Below are 8,854 nucleotides of genomic sequence, written 5' to 3'. Positions count from 1 at the left end.
AGGCTGCAGGTGTAAAGGCAGAAATGTCATAGCTGAGCAGTACTAATTACCCGTAAGCTTTCCGATAGCCCCGCCTTTGTGCGGGGCGGTAACCTACCTCTATTGTGTGATACTCTTACAGTAAATATGTCGACCATCAGAAATGATGGTAAGAAATAGTGTTCAGTAAATGACTGGATTAAGATTTTATGGTGGTTATAGCGGTGGGGTCCACCTCTTCCCTTTCCGAACAGAGAAGTTAAGCCCGCTTGCGCTGATGGTACTGCCCTTACCGGTGGGAGAGTAAGTAGCCGCCAACTTATTATCAAAGGAACATACTTATCGTATGTTCCTTTTTTTCGTTATAGACCACTCCACGATAAAGACACACGAAGAGGGGTTAGTGCTCTATGACCAAAAACCTTAAGTATCGATTGATATACGACAAGGATTATCTTAAGCCTGTGTAGTCTTAAGAACTTTTAGTGTGTTAAGAAGATTATTAAATGCTTTTACTTACCCGCAATACTGCTTATTAGACTGTCTGTGTCTAAGTACTCACCGGCAATAGTTAAAATGTCTTCAGCCGTAGTTTTGCTTATCTCTTTTACATATTCATTATAAAAGGAAAAAGGTAGACCTTGCTCATTTAACGTTTTGAATTTGTCAATATGGGCAAAAGGAGTACTGAAAGAGTTGATGAATGTACCTAAGAGGTAATTCTTTACTGTCTCTAGCTCTTCTGGCTTTACCAGTTCTCTTTGCAGTGTGATGATTTCTTTATTGATCTCCTCAAGAGTTGCTTGCTCATGCTCACCATTAACATCAGTAGAGATGCTGAAATAGCCTTCTTTATTTAGGCTGTAAAGGCCCGAATATATTCCGTAAGTAAAACCCTTTTCCTCCCGTATATTCTTCATTAAACGCGAGCCAAAATAGCCCCCAAGGATTTCATTAGTAAGAACAAACTTAAAATAGTCTGGGTGGGTTCGATTAAAAAGTCTTTTACCTAGTCGGATTGAGCTCTGAATATATTTTGGGTTAGAATACCTAACATTGGCAGGGCTATGCTTTATTATCGAACCGTTATCAGGAAGAGACTCTCGTTCTACTCGTGAGAAGCGGTTTTCCAATTTGCTAATGAAATTGGGTGGTAATTGGCCTGAAATATAAATACTAAAGTCACAAAGCTTGGTTTTGTGAAACTTGACAATGTCAGAGACAGAGACGTTAGCGATTTCTTCAGGTGATAATGACTTTCCGTAACCGTGTGCTTCACCAAATAGTGCTTTACGCAGATTTACAGAAGATATATAAGAGCCCTTTTCTAAGTTTAGTTTGAGTCTATTGAGCTCTTTTTTCTTTAGGTGTTCAATGTTGGCCCCATTGAATTCTGGTTGATAAATAATTTCAGACAATATCTGAACGGTTCTATCAAAAAACCGAGAAAGGCCAAAAACAGTGATAAGGCTATGGTCAAAACTTGGTGTGGCTTCAGCAAAACTGCCCATGCCATCAATTTGATCAATTAGTTTCTTACCGGGAAAAGAGATGGTACCCTCGAGAAGTGATTTATTCGCAATACTACACAAAGCAGCTGATTGAGCATTTGCGTAGCCACCTTTTGTAAGTAGTTCAATTTTAAAAGCTTCGGTAGTTGGTTCCTCTTTATAGTAAACATCTATGCCTGAAGCGAGGACATGGTGACCAATTGTAGGTAAAATAAGGCCTCCTATAGGGGAGGCTTGAGGTGCTATGGTTCTATCCATAATTGGGTTTAATTGTCAGACTTTGAAAAGTCGATAAGCACGCCAAAACGAAGTGTTTCGGCCAACGGATGGTCTTGGAATTGAGGGATTAGGTAAGAGAAGTTGAACTCGAACTTCTTTACCATAGCGCCTACACCAAATGTAAAGTACTTTCTGTTGCCTTTGTTGGCGTTCTCGTAGAAGTAACCCGCACGTAAGGCAAAAGCCTCTCTGTATTCGTATTCAGCACCAACTGAGTACATAATTTCTTGAAGCTCCTCTGAGAATCCGTCAGGCGCATCTGCAAAAGACCCGAACATGCCCTCAAGTAGGCCTTTATCTTTTTCCGATCCATCAGGCTGTGGCGTTGGTACCATTAACTTATTTAGATCGAGTGCTAAAGTGATTTTGTTATATGGATCGAGGAAAGAAGTTAGTGCACCACCAATTCTCAGATTGGTAGGAATGAAGTCTTCTTCGTCAGCACTGTTGTATGTTATCTTAGATCCGATATTAGAAATTACTGCCGCGTAAGAGAATTGAGACGGTTTTTGAAGGAACGTAAATTCTTGTGATTTGTGGTAAACTCCAATGTCTGCCGCAATACTTGTTCCTGGTTTTGGGTCGGTAACCGGACTTGTAGAGATATTTCCTGAAAGGTTTGAGTGAATAAATTTACCAGTAACCCCCAAACTTAAATTGTTGCTCAGCTTTCTAGAATAAGAAGCAGCAATAGCAAATTCGCGTGGATTGAAACTGCCTAAACTACCACCAGAACCGTCTGTAAGTTCAATATCGCCCAAATCGAAATAGGTCATTGATAGGCCAAATGTCTGCTCATTATCTAGTTGATAGAAACCACTGAGGTAAGACAGCGACATATCATCCACATATTTTTTTAACCACGGAGTGAAAGAAAGTGATACGCCTGATTTCTGATTTAGAAATGCGAGCTTGGCTGGGTTCCAAAAAGTAGCGTTTGCATCAGGTTCTGTTGCAGCACCTACATCACCCATTGCACCACTTTTTGGGTCTGGGGCTATGCTCAAGAATGGCACGGCTGTAGTGATTACCCTGCGGGTGGTGTCCTGCCCATTTATAACGCCAGAATTTTGGGCTAATAATGAGTTAGTAGCAATAATAGATAGAACCAATAATGGTATAAGGCGTAACCTGAAGTGCATGAAATTTTTGTTCAAAGATACTTATATCTGGTTAATATGAAATTACGAGTTTTTTTCGCATCGAACCTGCTTTTTCGGTAGTGTTTGAGCGAATATGAACGTTGTAAATATACAATCCCTTTTCCAATTGAGTGCCTTCATTATTTACCGATGTCCAAGGGACAGACAGAACACGTTCTGCATTGATAAAGGATTCTCCAAAGGCGGTAACCGGTTGTCCGTTTAGGGTAAGGATTTCAATCTTTACATCCACATTTTCCCCAATCAGTGTGTGCTCAATTAGAAAGTGAGTCTCTGACTCTAACGGGTTCGGGTAGTTCTTTATTTCAGTTAAAGCCGAAGAATTTTCTTTAATAATCACCTCGATGGATGCTGTATTGGAATTACCGAAATTGTCCCAAGCTTTAAGGTGAAGGATATTGGAACCTGGTGCTAGATTATTCAGTGGGAAACTAATGGTGCCGCGAGAAAAATCGTCTTTCTCTGAAATGAAATAATCATTAAGGGTATAGGAGGCAGAATCGTTAATGATTAGGTTAATGTTTTGTCCAAAGCCTAAATTTGAAATGTTTATTCCGCTTTCGTCTGATAAACGAGCGAGGAGCAACACATTGCCTTGATAGCTGGTTTGGTAGGGTGCTTCAAAGTCATTCAAAGCAAGTTCGATGCTTGGTGGCGTTAGGTCTGTAGTAACATTTGTTCCGGTACCTCCTATTATGATGTCTTTTGACCCGCCAATAGCATCTTCTGACTGATTGTTTGAAACTGCGTAGAATCGAATCTTCCCATTTCCATATTGATAGTCGATGTTTTTGGGAACCACAAAGCTGGCTTGGAACTGCCCATTGGTAATACTAGCCGAACCCTTAAAAAGCGTATGGTTTTGTTCTGAAAAGTTGAACTGTGGACTTCCGTTGCCTAAGGTTTGCTGAGGCTGAGGTTTGTCCAATAACTGGTAATATAGCGTGCCGTTAAACTGATTATCAACCATGCTTTGCTGTTGGATTTCTCCAGTAAACATAACTTGCTCAAAAGCGCTTAAGGTGTCGAGCTGTGTTTCGGTATTAATTCCGTTTACACTCGTTAACTGTACCTCTTTATTCGGGTAAGCCAGTGTCATGCTAGGGTCTCCCAGCAAAATAAAGTTTCTGTTCAAACTTCCCTCCAAACTATTGTTTTTGGTGTATTGAATTATCTCTCCCAAGGTTGGATAACTGCCGTTTTCCTTCTTGAACATTTTGGCATAAATGGCCTGATTTAAGCTAAAGTTAGAGCTGGAGAAAACAGGACGGGCAGTTGTAACCAAGCCAATTGCACCTCCTACCTCTTTAAACAGAAGGTTTTCAGCACCGGAGAAAACTTGAGGGTCATCGTTTCTGCCGAATTCGCAGGTAGCGGTAACCAAAAAAGGCAGCTTGTTTGGGTTGGTCCACTGGTTCATCAAGTCGAATGTTAGAATGCGTTCTTGCATCCAACCAGACTCAGCACCATGGCCAGTAAAGTTGATGACCAAAGAACCGTTATTTACCGCCTCTAACAAGGCCTGTTCAGCATCTGGTGATTTTTCTCCGTTGGGTAATTGCTCTTGAAAGTAACTGTCCAAGTAGAGCTTGTTAACCTGAAAGTCAATAAAATCATCTTCCACCAATCCGGCTAAAAAGTCCGCATCACGACTGTGTAAGTTGCCATCCCCGTCATCAGCTACAAACACAACTTCTTGCCGCCAGGTCCCCTTGGTTTCTGGATTGGTTTGGTAGTTAATCCATTTATCTACAAAAAACTTTGCTTGATTTATGTCTGTAATCGGGATTCTTCCGATGCCGATTTCAAGTGTGTGGTCGCCAGCGGTTGACTCGGCCCATTCACCTTCGCTCTCCTCCATAAAGCCAAAGAAATCGTCAGAGGAATAAGTGAGTAGTGGATGGATTGAATTACGAGACTCATATGTTAGCACCAAATTGCTGTTGTCGGTCACCTTGTTTTGGTAGTCGTAAGAGCCTTTTCCGAATAGCAGCACATACTTTAATGAGCCATTTGCATAAAGGTGTCGAATGTAGTCACGAATAGCGGTTACATCTGGTCTACCCGAGCTGAACTCATTATAGATTTCTTCTGGGGTGACAATGGTTGAGTTGACCCCACTGTTAACACTTCTGAACTGTGCAATGCGTTGCGCCTGAGCTATGAAATTCTCGTGGCTAATAATGAGCAACTCAGTGTTAAGCTTGCTATGTAAATCCTGATTTTCCTGAATTTCGTATGCCAAAGGTGCCGGTAAGTTGGCTGGGTCGAAGATTACATAGCTTTGTAACGTTGAAGAAAAATCTCCGAATGTGATATTGTTTGCCGTCCTTTCAAAGGATTGGTTAAGGCTGTTGCCGTGTTCGGTAATGTTCCAAACCACAGCATTTTGGTTGTCCGTTTCAACTTGAAATGTAGAAAGTCCATTGTCTATGCTTTCAGAGTTTCTAAAGCTTAATTGTTCTTGTGAAAAGGTGTTTCGTGTGGGGATGTCAACAAGGAACTTGTCAAGGTAGGCAATGGCATTCGAAGCTCCGTTTTTGTCATAATCTAACTGTAAGTCCAGACTGCTCTCGTTTCCATTGAGGGTAACTTCTCCCTTGAATATTTGCTCGTTAGCTTTAATACCGTACTGCGTATTTGGAATCGCATCAAAGCCTAAGCTTCCAACGTTGGCTTCGCCAAGTCTAACACTAAGGCTTGAGGTATTATAAGACTGTGCAATGGCAGTTAACTGAAGCTTTATTGTGCCGCTAACCAGTTGCGTGTTGTCAATTGGAAAGGTACGAGAGGTTTGTGCACCGAGGTTTTCTCCAAACCATTCTCTGCCAGATTGCAATAAGTTTATCAGGTCTTGTTCGTGGTGAACAAGGCGATTGTGCCAGTTGTAAGCAGGGTAGTCAGTGCCTAAATTCGGGTTGTCTTGAATGCGCTTTCCTTCGCTCTCTTTCTCCGTTAGAAAGTAGAAAATATCTTGTGTATAGAGATTTTTTTCTACGTTGAATTGTTTGCTGTTTGCATCGAAATGCAGCTTGTCAACCATGCCTACATAAAACAGTAGGTAGTCGCCATCATTAAAAACGTTGTCGTTTTCGCCTTCAACCCAAATGGCAATTTCTTCAAGGTCGGCTGGGCGATAAGCACTGTTTGCTTGTGGTAGCATGCCTCCTTGATTACCATAAATCGCTAGCTTTTTTGGGTCGACCTGACTAGGGGAGAAGCCCATTTCGGTCAAAAGTTTGAAGTCGATTTTATAGACTCCAGGGCTTTCAAACCTCATTTTCACCCACCTTCCAGTGGCTAAAACGCTGCTCTGCTGTGCATGGATTTGCACAGAAATAGTGGCAATAATTAGTATAAGAAGCGCTTTGCGAAGCAAGTTAGTTAGTTTGGAACCCAATATAGTGAACGTATTGGTCTCAACGGAATTATGAATGCACTGAGGATTTAAAATGCCCAATTGTAGATAGGGAAATATACAGCAGCATAATGTAAGGAGAGCCTGCTAGACCAAACACCGCGAATAGGGCGGCACTTCCTACAATCAGAAGATAGCGGTCCCAGTTTGCGCCTATTCCGAAGCCCTCAAATTTAAATGAGATCATTCGGAGTTTGGAAACCAGTAAGAATGAGAAGAACCAACTTAGTGCTACTAGCGCAATGGTGTTGCCATAAAATATCTGTGAAAACGCACCCTCAGTGTGGTGAAACAAAAACGGGATTGTTGCCGCGAAAATGCCATGCGCGGTGGTTGAAATACCCTTGAATACCGTTTTCTGGCTGTCGTCTAGGTTGAAGACACCAAGCCTGATGGCAGAACATACGGGTATTAGGAGTACTAGAAACCCGAAGGTTTCTGCACTGGTGTAGTTCAGGTAAATGAAACCCGGCAAAACTCCAAAAGTGATTAGATCGGCCAGTGAATCTAACTGTGCCCCCAGCGGAGACTGCACCTTGAGCAGGCGCGCCACAAGCCCATCAAGCAGATCGAAAAATGCAGCTATAAACACGAAGTAATGAATTTTATCTGCGTACTGGCTGGGGTTAGTAAGTAAAAAGTAAATGCCGAGCACACCCAGCGTTAGGTTGCCCAGCGTAAAAGCGTTAGGTATGTTTCTTTTTAACCAGTTCATTATTTGAGCGCACAGAAGGGGTTAGATACTTTTTCTTCCCCAATAGTGGTTGCTTCGCCATGGCCGGGGTGTACCACGGTGCTATCTGGGAATTTAAAGAATTCGGTATGAATACTGTTGATTAGTGTGTCGAAATCTCCTCCAGGGAGGTCGGTTCTGCCTATGCTTCCTTGAAAAAGTACATCTCCACCAATAATGAAAGATTTGTCGGTTGGGTAAAACGCAATGTGCCCAGGTGCGTGCCCTGGAACAAACAGTATGTTGAGTGAGCTATTGCCGAATTTGATTATGTCCGTTGTGTCGAGTAACTGATCTGGCTCTGTAGCCTGGTATCCTTGAAAGCCATAGTTTGCGGCATACACTTCTACAGACTTAAGCGTTTGCAAGTCTTCTTTGCCAATTAATAGGTCAACGCCAAAATGTGTTTTCGCAAAGTAATTGCCTAACACATGGTCTATATGCCCATGTGTATTCAGTATGTATTTCACCTTTAATGTCTTCTCGACAACAAAATCTAGCAATTCTTTGTGCTCTCGAGGATCGTAACAGCCTGGGTCTATAATTACGGCTTCTTTGGTTTCATCGTAAAGCACATAGGTGTTTTCCATAAATGGATTAAATGTAAATTGCTCAATTTCAATCATTGTTGTCTTAAAATTTATAGGCCAAATTTCATGTAATAATCGCCTTTTTCAAACTTAGTTGGATTAATTTCGCTTTATGCAGGTTGATTACCTTATAGTGGGGCAGGGGCTGGCTGGCAGTGTGCTTGCCGAGCATTTATTGAATATTGGGCTTTCAGTTAAAGTGGTTTCCGATGCCAGTTTATCTAACTCCTCTAAAGTGGCAGGAGGCCTTTTCAACCCGATTACAGGGCGAAAGATGGTGAAAACTTGGCACTGTGATCGGTTGTTTGATTATCTTATCCCATTCTACCGAGGTTTGGAGCGAAAGCTTAAGACTGACTTCTTGGTTGAAACACCAATTTATCGTCCGTTTTATTCTATTGAAGAACAGAATGAGTGGATGGGTAAAAGTGCCGAGTCGGACTATGCTCCTTATATTGAAAAGGTTTATCAAAAGCCGGGGTTCGGGCACCATGTGCAAGATGAATTCGGGGGGATATTACTGAAGAAGTCTGGGTATTTAAAGACTGCGGAGTTTATTGCTGCTTACGAGGAGTACTTGGCTAATAAGGAGTTGTTGGTTAACGATACTTTCGATTTTGATGCACTGGAGCTTGAGGATAATGGAGTTTCCTACAAGGGAATAAGCGCCAAAAAGATTGTATTTTGTGACGGTAGATTGTTGGAGGAGAATCCGTTTTTTAAATGGTTACCGCTTAGCCCGGTAAAGGGTGAACTGCTGTTTTTGGATGTGGAAAGCGAGCAAGAACAGAGGGTGATTTACAACCGAGGTGTATTTGTTGTACCACTAGGTGGTGGGAAATGTAAAGTTGGAGCTACCTATGAGCATCAAAATTTAAATGAAGCACCAACCCTTAGGGCTAAAACTCAGTTAATAGATAAACTGAGTGGTTTGGTGAAGTTTAGGTATAAAGTAACTGACCAAAAGGCTGGTGTTAGGCCCGCTACTAAGGATAGGCGGCCTTTCTTGGGAAAACACCCAGAGCATAAATGTGTTTATGTTTTTAATGGGTTGGGGGCAAAAGGCGTGTCTTTAGCACCGTTTTATGCCAACCAATTTGCGCAATGGATGGAAGGAAATACTAATCTTGAGGATGAGGTCAATATCGAGCGGTTTTTTTCGTTATTTTAAAACTCTATTT

6 protein-coding genes and 2 rRNA genes (1 of these 8 only partly in view) are annotated in these 8,854 nt (G+C 41.8%); 3 read left to right on the top strand and 5 right to left on the bottom strand.

Annotated features, from left to right (window positions below; all coding sequences use genetic code 11):
- Window positions 1-66, top strand: a 23S ribosomal RNA gene (locus BMW98_RS18740); it begins 2,812 nt to the left of the window's first position.
- 121 nt (window positions 67-187) lie between these two features.
- A 5S ribosomal RNA gene (gene rrf / locus BMW98_RS18735) occupies window positions 188-299 on the top strand.
- Between the two features lie 192 nt (window positions 300-491).
- Here the strand turns inward: rrf and BMW98_RS18730 are convergent.
- Genes BMW98_RS18730 through BMW98_RS18710 form a run of 5 tightly spaced genes read right to left on the bottom strand, consistent with a single transcriptional unit; the run spans window position 492 to window position 7,709 of the window.
- On the bottom strand, window positions 492-1,748 hold the full coding sequence (locus BMW98_RS18730) for a M16 family metallopeptidase (RefSeq protein WP_090260762.1): 1,257 nt from the start codon (window positions 1,746-1,748) through the stop codon (window positions 492-494).
- A gap of 8 nt (window positions 1,749-1,756) precedes the next feature.
- Window positions 1,757-2,911: a type IX secretion system outer membrane channel protein PorV gene (gene porV / locus BMW98_RS18725; RefSeq protein ID WP_090260760.1), complete on the bottom strand. Its 1,155-nt coding sequence runs from the start codon at window positions 2,909-2,911 to the stop codon at window positions 1,757-1,759.
- 31 nt (window positions 2,912-2,942) lie between these two features.
- Window positions 2,943-6,311 (bottom strand): type IX secretion system sortase PorU, encoded by a 3,369-nt coding sequence (gene porU / locus BMW98_RS18720; protein WP_139177692.1) that lies wholly within the window; start codon window positions 6,309-6,311, stop codon window positions 2,943-2,945.
- 49 nt (window positions 6,312-6,360) lie between these two features.
- Window positions 6,361-7,065, bottom strand: coding sequence for a CDP-alcohol phosphatidyltransferase family protein (locus BMW98_RS18715; RefSeq protein WP_090260756.1), 705 nt, complete (start codon window positions 7,063-7,065; stop codon window positions 6,361-6,363).
- Window positions 7,065-7,709 (bottom strand): MBL fold metallo-hydrolase, encoded by a 645-nt coding sequence (locus tag BMW98_RS18710; RefSeq protein WP_090260754.1) that lies wholly within the window; start codon window positions 7,707-7,709, stop codon window positions 7,065-7,067. The genes BMW98_RS18715 and BMW98_RS18710 overlap by 1 nt, the downstream gene beginning before the upstream one ends.
- 76 nt (window positions 7,710-7,785) lie before the next feature.
- Here BMW98_RS18710 and BMW98_RS18705 point away from each other — a divergent pair, with 76 nt between their 5' ends.
- The gene (locus BMW98_RS18705) at window positions 7,786-8,844 is read left to right on the top strand and encodes an NAD(P)/FAD-dependent oxidoreductase (RefSeq protein WP_090260752.1); all 1,059 of its coding nucleotides are present in this window, start codon (window positions 7,786-7,788) and stop codon (window positions 8,842-8,844) included.
- The last annotated feature ends 10 nt before the right edge of the window (window positions 8,845-8,854 follow it).

Source organism: Roseivirga pacifica (assembly GCF_900111145.1).
In the GTDB taxonomy this organism is placed as follows: Bacteria; Bacteroidota; Bacteroidia; order Cytophagales; family Cyclobacteriaceae; genus Roseivirga; species Roseivirga pacifica.
Note: the sequence above shows the minus strand (reverse complement) of the source record. Positions and strands in the feature narration are given on the sequence as shown.